13 protein-coding genes are annotated in these 17,172 nt (G+C 70.7%); 8 read left to right on the forward strand and 5 right to left on the reverse strand.

Annotated elements, in window-relative coordinates; genetic code table 11:
- The first annotated feature begins 340 nt into the window (after positions 1 to 340).
- From ACAM49_RS12635 to ACAM49_RS12665, 7 genes are all read left to right on the forward strand, one after another.
- On the forward strand, positions 341 to 1,666 hold the full coding sequence (locus tag ACAM49_RS12635; RefSeq protein ID WP_369635659.1) for a multicopper oxidase family protein: 1,326 nt from the start codon (positions 341 to 343) through the stop codon (positions 1,664 to 1,666).
- A 196-nt stretch (positions 1,667 to 1,862) separates the two neighbouring features.
- Positions 1,863 to 2,168, forward strand: coding sequence for a hypothetical protein (locus ACAM49_RS12640; RefSeq protein WP_369635660.1), 306 nt, complete (start codon positions 1,863 to 1,865; stop codon positions 2,166 to 2,168).
- A gap of 24 nt (positions 2,169 to 2,192) precedes the next feature.
- A complete protein-coding gene (locus ACAM49_RS12645; RefSeq protein WP_369635661.1) occupies positions 2,193 to 6,233 on the forward strand; it encodes a hypothetical protein in 4,041 nt (1,346 codons plus the stop codon).
- A 57-nt stretch (positions 6,234 to 6,290) separates the two neighbouring features.
- Complete coding sequence (locus ACAM49_RS12650) at positions 6,291 to 6,830, forward strand: hypothetical protein (protein ID WP_369635662.1); 540 nt, start codon at positions 6,291 to 6,293, stop codon at positions 6,828 to 6,830.
- Between the two features lie 28 nt (positions 6,831 to 6,858).
- Positions 6,859 to 7,134, forward strand: a complete 276-nt coding sequence (locus ACAM49_RS12655; RefSeq protein ID WP_040807177.1) for a hypothetical protein — start codon at positions 6,859 to 6,861, stop codon at positions 7,132 to 7,134.
- On the forward strand, positions 7,124 to 7,786 hold the full coding sequence (locus tag ACAM49_RS12660; protein WP_369635663.1) for a hypothetical protein: 663 nt from the start codon (positions 7,124 to 7,126) through the stop codon (positions 7,784 to 7,786). The genes ACAM49_RS12655 and ACAM49_RS12660 overlap by 11 nt, the downstream gene beginning before the upstream one ends.
- A gap of 7 nt (positions 7,787 to 7,793) precedes the next feature.
- Positions 7,794 to 11,804 (forward strand): NACHT and WD repeat domain-containing protein, encoded by a 4,011-nt coding sequence (locus tag ACAM49_RS12665; RefSeq protein ID WP_369635664.1) that lies wholly within the window; start codon positions 7,794 to 7,796, stop codon positions 11,802 to 11,804.
- On the opposite strand, the gene yidC is transcribed toward ACAM49_RS12665, so the two are convergent.
- The 4 genes from yidC to ACAM49_RS12685 form a co-directional block, all read right to left on the reverse strand.
- Entirely contained in the window at positions 11,771 to 12,547 is a 777-nt protein-coding gene (gene yidC / locus ACAM49_RS12670) for a membrane protein insertase YidC (protein ID WP_369635665.1), read from the reverse strand. The two genes, ACAM49_RS12665 and yidC, sit on opposite strands and share 34 nt — an antisense overlap.
- A gap of 107 nt (positions 12,548 to 12,654) precedes the next feature.
- Positions 12,655 to 12,951 carry a DUF6412 domain-containing protein gene (locus ACAM49_RS12675; protein ID WP_369635666.1) on the reverse strand — a complete coding sequence of 99 codons (297 nt, stop codon included), beginning with the start codon at positions 12,949 to 12,951 and terminating at the stop codon, positions 12,655 to 12,657.
- Between the two features lie 116 nt (positions 12,952 to 13,067).
- On the reverse strand, positions 13,068 to 13,355 hold the full coding sequence (locus tag ACAM49_RS12680) for a putative quinol monooxygenase (RefSeq protein WP_369635667.1): 288 nt from the start codon (positions 13,353 to 13,355) through the stop codon (positions 13,068 to 13,070).
- A gap of 54 nt (positions 13,356 to 13,409) precedes the next feature.
- Entirely contained in the window at positions 13,410 to 14,477 is a 1,068-nt protein-coding gene (locus ACAM49_RS12685) for an aldo/keto reductase (RefSeq protein ID WP_369635668.1), read from the reverse strand.
- A gap of 144 nt (positions 14,478 to 14,621) precedes the next feature.
- On the opposite strand from ACAM49_RS12685, the gene ACAM49_RS12690 reads away from it, so the two are divergent.
- A complete protein-coding gene (locus ACAM49_RS12690; protein ID WP_369635669.1) occupies positions 14,622 to 15,473 on the forward strand; it encodes a helix-turn-helix transcriptional regulator in 852 nt (283 codons plus the stop codon).
- A 66-nt stretch (positions 15,474 to 15,539) separates the two neighbouring features.
- On the opposite strand, the gene ACAM49_RS12695 is transcribed toward ACAM49_RS12690, so the two are convergent.
- The gene (locus tag ACAM49_RS12695; RefSeq protein WP_369635670.1) at positions 15,540 to 17,123 is read right to left on the reverse strand and encodes a protein kinase; all 1,584 of its coding nucleotides are present in this window, start codon (positions 17,121 to 17,123) and stop codon (positions 15,540 to 15,542) included.
- Positions 17,124 to 17,172 lie beyond the last annotated feature (49 nt).

Consider the following 17,172-nt stretch of genomic DNA (forward strand, 5'->3'; position numbering starts at 1 on the left):
TTTTCGGAATGGCTTCGACACTCGAAATCCGAGCGGGGGCCGGGCTGCCTCGGTGCCGTATCGGGGTCGAGTAGGGGCCGAAGATGGGTGCGCTTCCGGATGTGCCGGGTGACGTGGCGTTTCTACTGTTTTCGGCATGGTGGTTGTGCGACGGTCGCGGTGGCGGCGAATTCTGTTGATTCTCGCCGGATTTGTGGCGGCGATAATGCTTGTGCTCGGCAGCGGGACGGTGTGGTTGTACGCGACGGCGGATGTATCCACGGTCGGGACAGTGGATTTCGATCGGGAGCTGACTATTCCTCCGCTTGCGGAATCACGGGTCGATTCGGAGGGGACCAGGGTGTTCGAGCTCGATATGCGCCCGGGGAAACAGGAATTCGAGCCGGGCAAGGTGACCGATACCTGGGGATTCAATGGCGACTATCTGGGCCCCACCCTGCGTGCGAAGCGAGGTGAGAAGGTTCGGGTACAGGTGCGCAATGGGCTCGATCAGGCTTCGACGGTGCACTGGCACGGCATGCATCTGCCCGCGGCGATGGATGGTGGGCCGCATCAGATGGTCGAGCCCGGGGCCACGTGGACGCCGGAGTGGACGGTGGATCAGCCCGCCGCCACGCTCTGGTATCACCCACATCCGCACGGGGCCACCGAAAGTCATGTGCGGCGCGGGCTCGCGGGCATGTTCCTGCTCGATGACGATGCCGCCTCGGCGCTGCCCCTGCCGCACACCTACGGGGTGGATGATCTGCCGCTCATCGTGCAGGACGTGAAGTTCCAGGGAAACCGATTCGCTTCCGGGCGTGGCATGTTCGCGGATGTCGGTTTTCTCGGAGATCGGACCATGGTCAATGGGACGCTCGCGCCGTTTCGCACCGTCGGTGACGAGCTGGTGCGGCTGCGGTTGCTCAATGCCTCGACCGCGCGGATCTACAGCTTCGGGTTCTCCGACGGTCGGACGTTCGCGCTGATCGGCACCGATGGCGGGCTGCTCGAACGGCCCGCCGATCTGAACCATGTGCAGTTGTCGCCGGGCGAGCGGGCCGAGATCGTGGTGCGGATGCGGCCGGGCGAGCGCGTGGTGCTGCGTAGCGATCGGGTCGATGCGGGACTGGATTTCTGGGGGCAGCGGTTCAACGGCGGCGATGACACCTTCGACGTGCTCGAGCTCCGGGCGGCCGGCACGTTGCGCCCATCGCCACGACTGCCCGGTGCCTTGGTCGCGCCGCAGACGGCGAAGGCCGCGGACTCGGTGCGGGAGCGCGATTTCGAGCTCGAGCTCGGGAAGATCAATGGTCGGGCCATGGTGATGGATCGCGTCGACGCCACGGTGGAGCGCGGCAGTACCGAGATCTGGACCGTGCACAACCGCGACGGGATGCCGCACAACTTCCATGTCCACGATGTCCAGTTCGGGGTGGTGGAGGTGAATGGGAAACGGCCGGGCGCCGCGTTGAGCGGGCCCAAGGACACCGTGTTCCTCGCGCCCGACGACACGGTGAAGCTGGTGCTGCGCTTCGACGGGCCCGCCGATCCGAACACGCCGTACATGTTCCACTGCCACCTGCTCTGGCACGAGGATCTGGGGATGATGGGGCAATTCGTGGTCGTCGAGCCGGGTGGACAGGCCGGTCAGCCGACCACCCCGCACGCGCATTCCGGGCACTGACCGCTCGGACGGCGCCCTTCGTCGATTCCTGTCCGAAATAGATTCGACACTCGAAAGTCAAGTCCTTCCGCGGTAAACGACCCGGAAAAATTATCCGCAGCGGACAAGCTGTAGCAGGTATCGGACGTGGGAAAACGGGCACTTTGTAATCCCGGTCACCTTGACCCGGTATTTCGTTCCTTCGGACCATCAGCGCATGAAATTCATCGGCAAGCTCGTGGTTTTCGCCGCCGTGGGTGTCTATGCCCTCGGCTCGGCACTCGGAATGCCGGTCACGAATAAGGCCGCCGCCGATCCGGTCCCCGCCGAGTGCGTCACCGATAACTCGGTGCCGAATCGCTCGACGCTCACCTGCCCGCCCGGAGCGGGCGCCGGATTGCACGCCTACATCCAGTGCCGCGATATCGGCGGCCTGCTGCACACCCGCATCGGCGCCACGCTCGGGGCCGAGGGCGGGGTCTCGGAGGCCGACTGCGCCTCCGGTGAGACCGGACCGGCTTGATCAACTCGATCGAAAGGTTCTCCCATGTCCGCAACGCTGGTACGAACCCGTACGACCAAACGTGGCGCTCGGCAGGCCAGGGACTGCAAGCGCAATCGACGCGGCCTCTACGCCGCGGCCGCCTTCGCCTCGCTGGCCACCGCCATGGTGGGCGGCCAGGCCGGGGCGCAGGCTCCGGCGCTGCCGGTGCCGCCCATCGATCTCGGCACCCGGCCCGCGATCGGTGACGCGCAACAGCCGGTGAATCCGCTCGGGGTGCCGCTGCCGCCGGAGATCGGGGCGGCCGTGCAGGACCTGGGCACCGGGGCGGGACCGAATCTCGGTGCGGCCGTCCAGGATCTGGGTGCGGCCGCGCAGGGGGCCGGGGTGCCGGTGCCGGATCTGGGTGCGCTGGGCCAGAATCTGGGTCCGGCCGCGCAGGGCATCATCGATCAGGCGGTGAACGCGCTGGGCGGCGCGGCGGCCGGGACCCCGGCGCAGCCGGGGCTGGCGCAGCTGCGGGATCTGTTCACACCGCCCGCGCAATCGCCCGGTGCCGCACCGGCTTCCGGCGGCGCGACGGTGGCCGGCGGCGCGCCGTTGGCCGAGGGTGCGACACCGGCGGCCGGGCTGCTCGGCCCCGCCTCCTCCCCGGTGGCGCAGCTGGCCGAGGTGGCCGCGCAGGTGGTCGGCTCGCGAATCGACCTGGGGCAGTTGGGTTCCTGGGCCGATCAGACCTTCCCCTCCGGACCGCTGCGGCAGCCGGTCGAGGATCTGCTGGCATTCGTCGGTCAGGCCCTCGAAGGTGTCGGATCGCGTCGCCGCGACCTGGCCGAGGATCCGGTGACGGCGCTGATCAACCAGGGTCGCGCCCTGTTCGGCTTCCCGAAGGACGCGGTCGGCACCGGTGACCCGTTGCAGCAGCTCGCCGAGACCGTGCGGGACCTGGTCACGAACCCGGGGGCCGGGCTGGACGCGCTCGGCGCGTCGGTGCTCGGCTTCGCGGCGCCGGCCATGGGTGCGCTGGCTCCCATGCTCGGATTCCTCACGCCGGTACTGGGATTGATCGCCGACCCCGGTGCGGCCGCCGCGCCGCTGCTGCACGAGTTGCGGGATATGATCATGGGCACCGGTGTGCGCCGGGATGCCGCGCTGCCATTGCTGGCGTTGCCCATCGTGGGCCTGTTCGCCATCGTGCCGCTGCTGTTCGCCGGTGCGCTCGCGATCGGTGCGATCGGCATAATCGGGGCGCTCGTGGTGGCCGCGATCGTGGCCGCGCCCTTGATCATCGGCGCGCTGGTGATCGGCGGCATCGTGCTCGCGGTGCTGGCCATCCCGGTGCTCGTGGTCCTGGCGATCATCGCGATTCCGGTGGCGCTGGTGGTGCTGCCACTGGCGTTCGTGGCCTTCCAGGTGCTGGCCCCGGTGATCCTGGTGGGCGGCATGATCGCCTTCGCCGCCATCGTGGTGGGCGGGATCGCGCTGGCCGCGGTGTTCCTGGGGCTGGGCGGTACGGCGCTGGCGGGCATTTTCGTGGCGACGCTGGCGGCCGGATTGCTTGCGACGGTGTTCATTCCGTTCCTGGGCCTGATCATCGCGCCGATCGCCTTCTCGGTGATCGCCCTCGGCACCCTGCTGTTCGGGTCGATCGCGCTGGCCGCGGTCGTGTTCGGCACGCTCGGTATCGCGGGTCTGGCCGCGGCCGCGCTGTTCGCGGCGCTGGTGGTGGCGTCGTTCTTCACGCCGTTCGGCCTGATCACATTGCCCGCCTTGGCGATTCTCGGGGTGGCGGCGCTGATCCTGTTCGGCGCGGCCGGATTGGCGGCGGGCGCGGTGATCGGCGCGCTGTTCGTGACCGGGCTGGCGGCGCTGTCGGTGGTCGGCTCGGCCGCCGTGATCGCGCTGCTCGTGCTGGCACTGGCGGCGACGGCGGTGCAGCTGGCCGCCATCGTGGCGCTCTGGTTCGGTGGCGCGGCCGCCGGGCTGATCCTCACCGCCGCCGGGGCCATCGCCGCGGCCGTGGCGGTCGTGGCCGGTCTGATCGCCACCGCCGCACTGGTTTTCGCGCTTCCGGTCGTCGGCCCGCTGCTGGCCCCGGTGTTCCTGGCGGTGCTGGTCGGCCTTCCGGCCGCGCTGGGGCTGCTGTTCCTGTTCGGTGGTCTCGGCTTCGCCGGGTTGCTGCTGGCGTTCTGCACCACGGCGCTGCTGAGCCTGGTGGTGACCTGGGCCTCGGTCACGGTGATCGCGGGCGGGCTGCTGATGCTGCTCATGCCCTACACGATTCCGTTCGTGCTGCCCGCGCTGATCGCCTTCGCCGCCATCGTGTCCGCGGCCGTGATGGGTTTGGCCGCACTCGATTTCGTGTTCACCTTCGCGCCCCTGGTGGTGCTGTTCGCCGGTGCGATCGCGCTCGCGCTGGCGGCGGTCGCGGCGGTGGCCGTGGGCGGGCTGGCCATCAATGTGCTCAGCTTCGGCATGCTGACGGTGACGCTGCTGGGCTTGATTCTCATCAACCCGCCGCTGGCCCTGCTGGCATTGCCGTTCCTGCTGGCCGCGCAGCTGTTCATCGTGCTCGGCGGCATCGGCGGCACCGCGATCGTGGCCGGACTGCTCGGCGGCCTGGTCGCCGCGCTGACGGTGGCGAGCGGAATTCCCATGGCGCTCACCGCTTTACTGATCATCGGCACCTTCGTCTACGCCTCGCTGCTGTTCCCGCCCTTCGCCCTGGTGGCGATTCCGGTGGCGATCGCGGCGACCGTGGCGGCGCTGGCGGCCATCAGCGCGGTCATCGCCGCCGGGCTCACCATCCTGGGTGCGGAGGCGATCGTCGGCACGGCGCTGGCGCTGGCGGTCGCGCTGGCCGCGACGGTGGCCATGATTCCGGTGGGCATCGCGGCGCTGGCCGTAGCCGTGGTGTTCTCGCTGCCGTTCCTGATCGTGGGCCCGTTCGCCCCGATCCTGTCCACCGCGATCTCGCCGATCATCGCGCTCGCGCTGGCCGCGGTGTGGTCGCCGTTCCTGGTGGCCGGGCTGGTCGTCGCGGCGGCGGCCCTGGGTATCAGCGCCTTCGGCCTGCTCGCGGTGCCGCTGTTCGCGCTGACGCTGTTCACCGGACTGTGGGTGGCGGCGAAGGGCCTGGTGCTGCTGGCCTTCCTGGCGACCCTGCCCTTCATCTTCTCGGCGCTCCCGTTCCTGGCCGCCGCGGCGGCGGTGGTCCTGGTGCCGCTGGCCTTGGCGGCCATCCCGGTCCTGGCCCTGGCGGCGCTGGGCGCGGCGGCGGTCGCGGCCGTAGTCGTGGCCGTGCCGTTGCTGGCGGTCGGCGCGGGCCTGGCGCTGGCCATAGGAATTCCGCTGCTGGCCATCGGGATTCCGCTGCTGGCCGTCGGCACACTGGCCGCCCTGGCCGCCTTGGCGGCGGTGGCGATCCCGCTCCTCGCCCTGGCCGCCCTGGGCGCGGCAGCGGCGGTGGCCGCACCGTTCCTGCTGGGCGGCGCGGTGCTCACGGCGGTGATCGGAATTCCGGCGCTGGGCATCGGCGTCCCGCTCGCCCTGATCGGCCTGGCCACCGTGGCGCTGCTCGCGCTGCTGCTGGTGGGCATCCCGGTCGGTGCGTTCCTCGCTGTCGGGCTGGCCGGGCTGGCCGCGGTCGCGGTCGGTGGCACGGCGGTGCTCGGCGTAGGAGCGGGCCTGGCGTTGCTCACCGCGATCGCCGTACCCGCCCTGGCCGTCGCGCTGCCGGTGCTGGCGCTGCTCGCCTTGGCGACGCTGGCGGCGCTGGTGTTGATTCCGCTGCTGCTCCTGCTGGATCCGGCGTTCCGGTCGTACATCATCTCCGCGATCCGGGCCGCGATGGATCCGGGCGCCACCGGTGGCGGTGCGGCCGCGACCGGGACGCAGTTCCTCGACAGCATCACCGATACGGCGAGCCTGGATCAGGTCATCGCCGGGCTGATGAAGCTGCTCGCGCCGGCGAATCAGCCCGCTGCCGCACCGGTCGCGCACGCCGAGATCCCGCTGGTCGGGGCCGAGGCGTCGGACGGGTTGCGGGACAGCGACTCTCGACGGCTGGTCTCTGTCGGAGTCTGACCCATCCACAGAAGCTTCACTCCCCCAATGGAATCCCATCAATCGAAGGAGATCGTCATGAGTATCGAAGCCAATGACCCCACCATCCCGTTCGCCACCGTCGATCCCGCGCTGCACCTGGAGTACCTGTACGGCCCGCAGTGGGCGAGCGTCATGCGGATCGTGGAGCGCGCCGCCCAGCTCACCGCCGAGGAGCGGGAGCGGATGAACGCAGAGGCCGGTAAGCGCATGCAGGACAGCATGAGCGCGCTCACCGGCGGCGGTGCGGGCGGGCTGGCCGGGCTGCTGTCGGGCCTGGGCCAGCAGCAGTCCGCGGATCCGCAGCCGTTGCAGATCGCGAGCGAGACCGCCAAGGAGTTCGGCCGCTCCCGCAATGTGCAGGTGGCGGGTTTGATTGCCGGGCAAGCGGTTTCGGCGACGCCGTCGACGGGTGGCGATATCGCCGGGCTGCTGCAGTCGCTGGGTTCGATCGGCACGCTGACCGTGGTCAGCCAGGCCGTGACGGCCGCCGTGCTGAGCGATCTGGTCGGCCGCGGCCGCTACACCCAGGAGGTCCACGACGCCCTGATGCAGCCGTGGACCGCGGTCATCTCCTGAACCCTTCGACGGCAGTGAGGAGTACGCCATGATCGAGACGAGATTCGCCACCGCCGGTGTCACCGATCCGCTCGGTGGCCTGCTCGACACCCGTTCCGCGCCGGTGGGTTACGGCTACTACGAGGAGAACGCCTCCGACGCCGAGACCCGTGAGCGCTGCCACGTCCCGCGGCGTGGCCCGGTCGGCTGGTGGAACCGCCATCGCACCGCGCGGCTGGGTGTCGGCCTGGCGCTCGCCGCGAATCTGGCCCTCCTGCCCGCGGTGCAGGACGCCGTGCTGACGGGGTTGTCCCATGTCGCTTAGCACGGGCCGGCGGGTGGCGACGGTCATCGTCGGTTGCGCGATGACCGTCGCCGCCCTGGCGGGCTGTTCGCGGCCGCCCGCGGACCCGCCCGCCGCCGACCCGGATACCGCGGACTGCGCCGGCGGCGGCCGGGTGATCGGCGGCCTGCAGGGCGCCTTCACCGCGCTCTCGACCGAACTCAACGGCATCGGCCCGGCCTCCGAGCGCGGTGACCTGGCCGAACTCGGAGCGCACGTGCGGGAGGCGGCACGCCTGGCGGCGCTCATCGACACCGATCTGGACGGCGCGGCGGGTACGATGACCTCGCCGCTGCCCCGGCGAGCCTTCACGGCCGTGGCCGATGCCGGAGCCGCACTGCACGACGCTTTGACGCAACTCGCTCAGACGGTCGAGGCTGGTTCGCCGCAAGCTGCGGTCGGGGCGAGTCCGCCGCAGCAGACAGTCGACTCGGTGCAACGCTCACTACACGCGCTCGACACATCGGTGGAGGGTATGCGGTTGTCCTGTTCCACGGTTTTCGCCGATTCCACGGTCGCGCCGACCGCCCCGGCCGGGCCGCGCGCCCCTGCCGCCCCACGGGTTCCAACTGCCCAGCGGGCCGCGGCCGGGCCGACCCTCGCACCGGTCGCCGGTCCGGGACCGCACCGGTAGGAGGCCGATGCCGGAGCGGGATGCCAAGCCGCCCAACCCTTCCGACTCCGGCGGGGCGGGCGGCCGCGCTCCCGAGGACCGCAGCGCGCCCGACAGTCACGCCGCCGGTGATCCCCGCGCCGCCTTCGCCGCCCGCCTGACCGCGCTGTTCGCGGCGGCGGGCCTGCCGCCGGTGAAACAGGTGATCCGCGCGGCCAATACGCGGCTGCGCCCGGGCTGCACGCCGATCACGGCGCAACGGATCAGCGATTGGCGGCTGGGCAATCGCACCCCCGCCACCTTCGAGGCGATCGTGCCGGTGCTGGAGGTCCTGATCCGGGACGCGCGGCAACGGCCGCCGGACCCCGACACCGACCCGACGCTGCTGGATCCCCGCCGCTGGCAGGCGGATTGGCAGGCGGCGAAGTCGGCCAAGGAGACGGCGGACACCGGCCGCCCGCCGTATCGCGGGATCGCGCCCTACCGCCCCGAGGACGCCGACCTGTTCTTCGGGCGCGCCGCCGCGGTGCAGCGGTTGTGGGATCTGATCGAAGCGGCCGAGGCGGGTCCGGGCCCGGCGCTGGTGCTGTTGCTCGGCGGGCGCGGGAGCGGCAAGTCCTCGCTGCTGGCCGCCGGTGTCCAGGCCGATCCGCGCGGGCGGGTGCCGGTGGTGGTGGCCCCGGGCGAGGACATCGCGGCGGCCCTCGCGCAGGCGGCTCCCGGCCCGCGGCTGCTACTGGTGGACAAGGGCCGCAGGCTGTTCACCCGCTGCACGCCGGAGGTCGCCGATCGATTCCTGAACGAGCTCGCCCGGGTGGCCGGGCCGGAGCAAACCCCGCGCACCACGGTCGTCTTGGCTTGTGACAACGGGGTTCTCACCGCCTTGCGCAATCACCCGGTCACCGCGGCCGCCCTGAGCAACCCGTCGATGTTGCTGGAGCCGATGACGGAAGCCGAACTGCGCGAGGCGATCACGCGCCCCGCCGCCGTCACCGGCCTGAAGGTCGAGGACAGCCTGATCGAGGTGGTGCTGCAGGAGCTCTCGCCGTTCGACCCGCACAGTCCGCTGCTGCTGCCCATGTTCTCCTATGTCCTGCTCGAGACCTGGGAGCACCGTCACGGCCGCACACTGACCCTCGACGCCTACCGCGAAACCGGTGGCGTGCACGCGGCTTTCGCCAAGGGCTGCGAGATCCTGTGGGCGGGTCTGGACGAGCGGCATCAGGCCGCGGTCCGCCACGTGCTGATGGCGCTGACCTTCATCGGTCCCACCTCGACCCAGCGCGACCGCCTCTCCCCCGACGTCCTGATCGAGGAGGCCGAGGACCCGGGCGTCACGCGCGCGGTCATCGCCTGGCTGATCCGCGCCCAGCTGGTGGTCCGCAACAAGGACCGCATCGAACTGGTCCACGACCTGCTGCTCACCGCGTGGCCGCGAATGAGCGAATGGATCGCGGAGGAACGGCAATTCGCGGCGCTGCGCCCGCACATCGAGGCCGACGCCCGCGAATGGGCGCGCCAGGACCGCCCCGCCCAACTCCTGTACTCGCGCACCCGCCTGGAGGACGCCAACACCTGGCTGCGGCGCACCGGCACCCCCAACCGGCTGGCCCGGGAGTTCTTGTCCGAGGCCACCGTTCGCCATCGCCGCCGGGTGCGCCGGGTGCGCACCCTCCAGGTGGCCATCGCCGCGCTCACCCTGCTGGCGGTGGTGCTCGCGGCCGCGCTGCTGGTCGGCCGCGCCTCGGTGGCCGAGGAACGCCGAGGTGCGTGGCTGGGCGAGATCATCGGCGAGTCCCAGCGCCTGGAGCAGATCGACCCGGGTCTGTCGGTGCAGTTGGCGCTGGCGGGGTATCGGATGAACGGCGACGATCCCGCCGCCCGGGCGAGATTGCTGGCGGCGCAGAGCCTTCCGCTGAATCTCGCCTCCACCGAGGCGCATGCCGGACGGGTCGCCAGCCTGGCCGCCGCACCCGCCCGGGGGCTGGTGGCCAGCGGTGGCGGCGACGGCGCGATCCGGCTGTGGGACCTGTCCGACACTCGTGCGATCACCGCCCTCGGCGGCCCACTCACCGGGCATCGGGACCGGGTGGCGGCGGTCGCGTTCGACCGATCGGCGAACACCCTGGCCAGCGCGGGCGAGGATGGAACCATTCGCCTGTGGGACATCGCCACTCCCCGCGAGCCGCGAGCGCTCGGCACCTTCGACCTCGGCAGCCCCGCCACCGCCGTCCGCTATCTACCCGGGGAGCGCGTTCTCCTCGCCGCCGATACCACCGGAGCGCTCACCACCCTCGATGTGTCGGCGCCACAGTCGATTCGGCGAATCACCACCATCCCCGCGCACACCGGACCGATCCACGCGCTCGCACTCGACACCGACCCGGTCCCCCGCGGCGACGTGATCGAGGATCCGGATTCGCCCACGCCGCAGCGCATCGAAAATCCTTCCGCCGGAACCGATCCCGCGCCATCGGACGGCGGCCCCGCCGCACCCGCGCTGGTGGCCACCGCCGGGGATGACGCCACCGTGCGGTTGTGGTCCGCGCGCGAGAGCGGCGAAATGACCTCCATCGGAACCGGATTGGCGGTGCCGGGCCGGGTCGGCGCGCTGGCGCTGGGGCGGAACGGCCTGCTGGCGGCCGGGACCGCGGAGGGGGCGCTGCTCACCTGGGACGTTCACGAGCCCGATGCGCCACGGCCGATCGACCGGGAGACCGACCGGCAGGTGCCGATCCTCGGGCTGGCGCTCGCACATGACGGTGAGGCACTGGTGGCGGCCGAATCCGATGGGGCGCTGCGAGTGTGGGACACCCGGGAACGGGGGCGGGTGGTGCCGACCGGGCTCGTGATCCAGGGCAGCGCCGGATCGATGGGCCCGATCGCGCTGCTCTCCGACACGCGCTCGGTGACGGCGGGTGCGGACGGGCACGTCGTGGTCTGGCACACGCCGCTGGTGCATGTGCCGATGCTGTTCGGCGACGGGCTCACCGATGCCGCGCTGTCGCACGACGGCGGGCTGCTGGCAACCGGGCTGCGCGACGGCCGGGTCCAACTGTGGGAGGTGGGTGATCCGCGGCGGGCGCGGCCGGTGGGCGAGGTGAGCACCGGGCCGCAGGATCGCGTGGGCGTGCGGGTCGCCCTCCATGCGGGCGGTGAACTGCTGGCCACCGGCGGCGAACTCGTCCTGCTCGCGAACAGCGGCGGGGTGGCCTCGGGCGGCGAGCAGACGGCCTCCGGTGGTGTGCGGCTGTGGGATGTGCGTGACCGCGCGCATCCCCGGCCGTTCGGGCCGATCCTGCCCGAAAGCCGCGGCGACGTCGTGATTTTCGGCCCGGATGATCGCCTGGTGGGCGGTGGTGCGACGGGCACGCTGCGGGTGTGGAACGTCGCCGACCCGGCGAATCCACGCCCGGTGGGCGCCCCGCTGTCGGGATCGGATCGGGAGCTGCGGACCGCCGCGATCGCGCCGTCGGGCACCGTGGTCGCCGCCGCCGATGACCTGGCCCGGATTCATCTGTGGGACTTGGCCGATCCCGCGCATCCGGCCCATCGCACGGTCGACGCGGGAGGCGCGAATGTCGAGGTGCTGCGCTTCACCCCGGACGGCGCCCACCTGCTGGCGGGCGATGACGCGGGCATGATCCGGTCCTGGCGGGTCGCCGATCCGACCCGCCCGCACGAGTCCCTCCGCGCGCACGTCGGCGCGGTGCGCACCCTGGATCTGGATCGGGACGGGCGCCGCCTGGTCTCCGGCGGCGACGATCGCACGGCCCGGCTCTGGGATGTCTCCGACCCGGAAGCCATTTCGGCGGCGGGCGCGCCGCTGTCGGCGCCGGTCGGCTGGAGCTGGTTCGTGTTCCTCCTGCCCCGGGATCAACGCCGTGTGTTCGCGGTGGGCGATCAGAACTCCGCGCTGTGGTTCGCCGATCCGGAGACGGTGGCGGCGCGGCTGTGCGCCGCCACCGGTGAGCGGATCGGGGAATCGTTGTGGCGGGAGATGTTTCAGACGGTGCCTTTCGTGCGGTCCTGTCCGTAGCGGGTGGCGACCAGGTGCTGCTGGACGAAGGTCCACGCGTTCTGGGTGACGAAGTAGAGCAGGATGGCGATGGGCATGAAGGGGCCGACCAGGAGGGCTCCGGCGGGAAACACCCACTGGGACAACGAGTTCATGATCCGCGCCGAGGAGGCCGCCGCACCCTCGGCAGGCTGGGTCTGGCGGGCGATGGCCGCGCGAGCGGTGAAATGGGTGGCCACCGCGGCGATGACCATGAGCGGAATAGCCACGGCGGCAATGGTTCCGAACGCCGATCCGGCGTCGGACAGGGTTCCGGCCAACGGTGCGCCGAAGAGTTTGGCGTCCAGGAACGACCGCACCTGGGTGGAGTTGAAGACGTAGTTCTCGGTGTGGCCGGGCTGGAACGACCGCAGCACGTGGTACAGGCCGATGAAGACCAGCGTCTGCCCGATGATCGGCAGGAATCCGGTCAGCACATTGACGCCGTTCTCCTTCTGGAGTTCCTGCATCGCCAGCGCCTGCTTCTCGGTGTCGCCGGCGTGTTTGCGTTTGATCTCCTGGATCTGCGGCTGCATCTCGGCCAGCGCGCGGGAGAACTTCAACTGGGCCATGAACGGGCGGATCAGCAGCGCCCGCAGGGTCAGGACCAGGAAGACGATGGCCAGCACCCAGGCCAGGCCACTGGTCGCGCCGAGGATCGACGCGAAGGCGGTGTGCCACAACCACAGGACGGCGGACACGGGATAGTAGATGAAATCGAGCACGGAGTACCTCGCTGCGCAGCACCCGCACACCGGGTGCGGGCGAAGGGAATTGGGGATAGCGAAGAACCCGACCGTGCGCTCCGGTCACGAGAACCGGTGCGGCGCGGTCAGGCCGCGAGGACTCCGGGTGCCCGCGGGCGGGGACGGCCCGCCGCGTCGGGATTGCTCTGCCGCAGGAAGGTGCCCCGGCGGCGCTTCCCGGCCGATTCGGCCGGACCGGCGGATGCGGCCGCAACCAGCAGCGGCCCGCGCGCCGACAGCACCGCCGCGGTGACCGCGACCACCGCGGCCGCACCCAGGACGATCAGCGAATCAGGTGTCGCCGCGGCCAGGAAGACCACGGCGAACGCGGACACGACGAGCGCGCACACCAGCAGCGCCGTCGATCGAATCCGCGTAACCATGCGTCCGACAGTACCCAAGATCTGATATCCGGGCACAGCGTGTGCCTCATGACACCGTTGTCGCGGACACGCTCGTGCCCCGCGGCGAGACCGCGGGGCACGAGCGTCGCGCACTGCTACTCGGCGACGAGGCGCTTGATGATCATGGGCTCCGCGACGATGCCCTCCAGGACGCTGGCCACGTGCTGGAAGTGCTCGGTGGCGAAGTGCTTCTCGAGGGCGTCGGCGTCCACCCATTCCTCCACGACGACCATGTGGGTGGGGTCGTTCGGGTTGGTGAAGGGCTGGTAGGTGATGCAGCCGGGTTCGGCCAGGGACGGCTCGATCATGGCTTCCAGGGCGGTGCGCAGGCGGTCCTCGTGGCCGGTGGCGGCGCGCAGTTCGGCGACGACGTGCAGGGTCATGGTGTTCTCTCCTCGAATTGTCGGATGGGTGTTGCTATTTGGATGGTGGGTAGGTCAGCGGCCGATCGGGCCCTCGCCCGCACCGGTGGCGCGCAGCGCCGCGGCGATGGCGTCGAGGTCGGCGGGAGTCAATTGCAGTGTGGCACCGTCGATCCAGCCGTCGACCTGCTCGGGGTTGCGGGCGCCGACAATGGCGCCGGTGACGCCGGGCCAGGTCAGGGTCCAGGCGATGGCGACCGCGGAGACCGTGGTGTGGTGTGCCGCGGCGATCGGCCGCAGCGCCTCCACCAGCGCGAGGTTGGCGGCGAGTTCGGTGGTGAACTCCGGGAATCCCTTGCGCCAGTCGTCATCCGGCAGATTGGCGACGCGTTCGGCGGAGAACGCGCCGGTCAGCAGGCCGGAGTGCTGCGGCTGGTAGATGATGCCACCGGTGTGATGGGCTGCCGCCCAGGCCAATTCGTCCGCCGCCTGTCGCTTGATCAGCGAGAACTGCGGCTGAATGGCGTCGACGTGGGCGATGGACTCGGCGATCTCCAGTTGCGGCACATCGTGATTGGACAGCCCGATGGCCCGCACCTTGCCCTCCTTCACCAGGTCGGCCATGGTCTGCCAGTATTCCTCGAGCGGCGTCCGCTGTGCGTCGGCCACCCCGTCGGGATCCGAGAAGTCCAGCGAGGCACCGGTATCGGGCCAATGCACCTGGTACAGGTCGATGCGCTCGACGTCGAGCCGCCGCAGCGAATCCTCGACCTCGCGGCGCACGCTGTCGGCGGCCATGATGCGCTTGGGCGCGGCGGCGCGGTCGTTCTCGTCCCAGACCAAGCCGGCCTTGGTGAAGACGTAGGGCCGGTCGGCCTCGGACAGTCCGGCGATCGCCTTGCCGACCACTTCCTCGGAGTGCCCGAGCCCGTAGACCGCGGCGGTGTCGATCCAGTTCACACCCGACTCGACGGCGCGGCGGATGGTGGCGATGGAATCGGCGTCGTCCTGGGCGCCCCAGGTGTAGCGCCAGCCCGAACCGCCGATCGCCCACGCGCCGAATCCGATCCGGCTGATGTGCATATCGGTGGTGCCGAGCTGTGCCGTGGGCAGGGTGGTCTTTGCTGTGGGCAGGGAGGTCATCGTGTGCTCCTCATATATCTTTCGCCGTCTGTCGCGGCGCTGAGCACTACTTTCGTCCGGTGGCGGCGGGGTAAACAGTGCGGCGCTTGCCTGGGCACCGCATGACCAGGATGATCCGCACCCGGTTCTTGGTTAACTGGAGTCATGACCTTGGACCGCCGCGCCGAACTCGGTGAATTCCTGCGCTCCCGCCGCGCCCGGCTCAGCCCCGAGGAGGTGGGCCTGGTCGATCACGGCGCTCGCCGCCGGGTTCCGGGCCTGCGCCGCGAGGAGCTGGCCCTGCTGGCCGGTGTCAGCGTGGATCACTATGTGCGCCTGGAGCAGGGCCGCAGCCTGCAGTTCTCGGAGTCGGTGCTGGACGCGGTGGCGCGGGCGCTGCGGCTGAATCAGGTTGAGCGCGACCATCTTTACCTGCTGGCCCGCCCGTGGTCGGGCGAGGAGCCGCCCGCCGCGCAGGAGGTGCGGCCCGGTCTGCGCCGCCTGCTCGACGCCGCCCACGATGTGCCCGCCTATATCGTCGGCCGCGGGGTCAGCGTGCTGGCCTGGAATCGCCTGGCGGCGGCCCTGATCACCGATTTCGGCGCGCTCGCCCCCGAGCAGCGCGACTTCCTGCACCTGGTCTTCCTCGACGAGGGCGCCAAGGACCTCTACGAGGACTGGGACGACAAGGCCGCCGACACCGTCGCCTATCTGCGCGTGGACGCCGCCCGCAATCCCGGCGACCCGCGCATCACCGCGCTCATCGACGAAATGAACGCCAAGAGCCCGGAATTCGCGGAACTGTGGGAGCGCCACGAGCTCAAGGACAAGACCCACGGCCGCCACATCTACCGCCACCCCGTCGTGGGCCGCCTGGACCTGGGCTACGAAACCCTGCGTCTCCCGGACGATCCCGATCAGGCGCTGGTCGCCCACCACGTCGAGCCCGGCTCCCCCAGCGCCGACGCCCTGCGCATGCTGGCGTCGCTGTCCGCGGAGCCCGCCGACCACCGCTGACCACGCCAGGCGTGTAACGCAAAGCGCCGCACCGGATTCCGGTGCGGCGCTCTTCGGTCTTCGACCCTACTTGGTGTCGCTGTCGATCTGCAGGTTGCCGTTGCCCGGATCGATCACCCGCAGCGTCACCGACTTGTTGGCGCCGCCCTTGGTGGTCAGGCTCGCCAGCGAGATGTCCACCGAGCCGTCGGCATTGTTGCTGTCGTTGCCGCGCGCGCCCTCGATGGTGGAGTAGCGCTGGATCGGGTTGGCGGTCCAATAGCTCTGGAACGCGGACAGACTGCCGTACACCTGCTGCGCGGCGGGCGTGAGCTTGTTCCACGCCTCCTGGTAGCGCTGCGAGGTCAGGGCGTCGTAGAACTTGTCCACCGCGTCCGCGCCATTGCCGACGCTGACGGTGGCCGCGCTCTTGGTCTGGCCCAGACCCGGCGGCGTGCCCTTGGCCGCGCTGGCCGAGACCGACGCCTTGGTGGTGCTGCCGCTACCGCCGCCGGAGGTGTTGCTGGAACCGGAGTTGCTCAGCAAACCGAACGCGATGCCGCCGGCGACCACGACGACCGCGACCAGCGCGATCCAGATCAGCTTCTTGCGCGAGCCCGGCTCCGATTCCGGTTCCGGCGCATAGTGATTGCGCGTCGGCGGCCCGGCGTGCATGGGCGGGCGGGGCGGCGGGGTCTCCAGCAACTGCGCCTGGCTCAGCGCACCGGTCGGAATGTCGGCATTGGCCGCGGGCCGCCGCTCCATCTGCCGGGTGTTGGGACGTGCGTTGCGCTGGGCCGCGCCGGGCGGCGGGGTGGCCGGGCCCGAGCGGCGCGCGGCCAGCACGCGGGTGGCCTCGGCATCCGGGCCGATCTCGGCGAACTCAGCCATAATGTCGCGGACATCGGTCATGCTCGGCCGGTCCTCCGGCTCGAAGCTGAGCAGCGACAGCAGCAGATCCGACAGCGGTCCGGCATTGCGCGGCTCGCTGATCTGACCGTTGGCGGCCGCGTACAGCAGCGCGAGCGGATTCGGGTTGGTGCCGTAGGGCGGTTCGCCCTCCAGCGCGTGGAAGAGCGTGGCGCCCAGGGCGAAGACGTCGGCGGCCGGGGTCGGTTCCGCGCCGCGCGCGACCTCGGGGGCGAGGTAGGCGGCGGTGCCGGAGATCAGCCCGGTGGCCGTGAGCGTGACGTCGCCCTTGGACTTGGCGATGCCGAAGTCGGTGATCTTCACCGCCCCGTTGTCGCCGAGCAGGATGTTGCCCGGCTTGACGTCGCGGTGCACGATGCCGGCGCGATGGGCGGCGATGAGCGCGCTTGCCACCTGTTCGCCGATCCGGGCGACCTGCGGCAGCGGCAGCGTGCCCTGCGCGGACAGCACCACGGCCAGGCTCTGCGACGGCAGATACTCCATGACCAGGCACGGGTCGCCCTCGTGCTCGGTGATGTCGAACACGACGATGGCATTGGGATGCTGGAACCGGGCCGCGTTGCGGGCCTCGCGGGCCGCGCGCTGCCGGACGATGTCCTTGTCCGCATCCGACAGGCTCGGCTGGGTGATGATCTGCTTGACCGCGACGGATCGTTCGAGCCGCTGATCCACGGCTCGCCAGACGACACCCGTGCCGCCGCTACCAATCCGTTCGACCAGGCGGTAGTGCCCTGCGATCACTTGGCCGGTTTCGATGGCACTACTCCGAAGTTCTCCGAGACGACTGTGA

Source organism: Nocardia sp. JMUB6875 (genome assembly GCF_041154655.1).
Taxonomy (GTDB): Bacteria; Actinomycetota; Actinomycetes; order Mycobacteriales; family Mycobacteriaceae; genus Nocardia.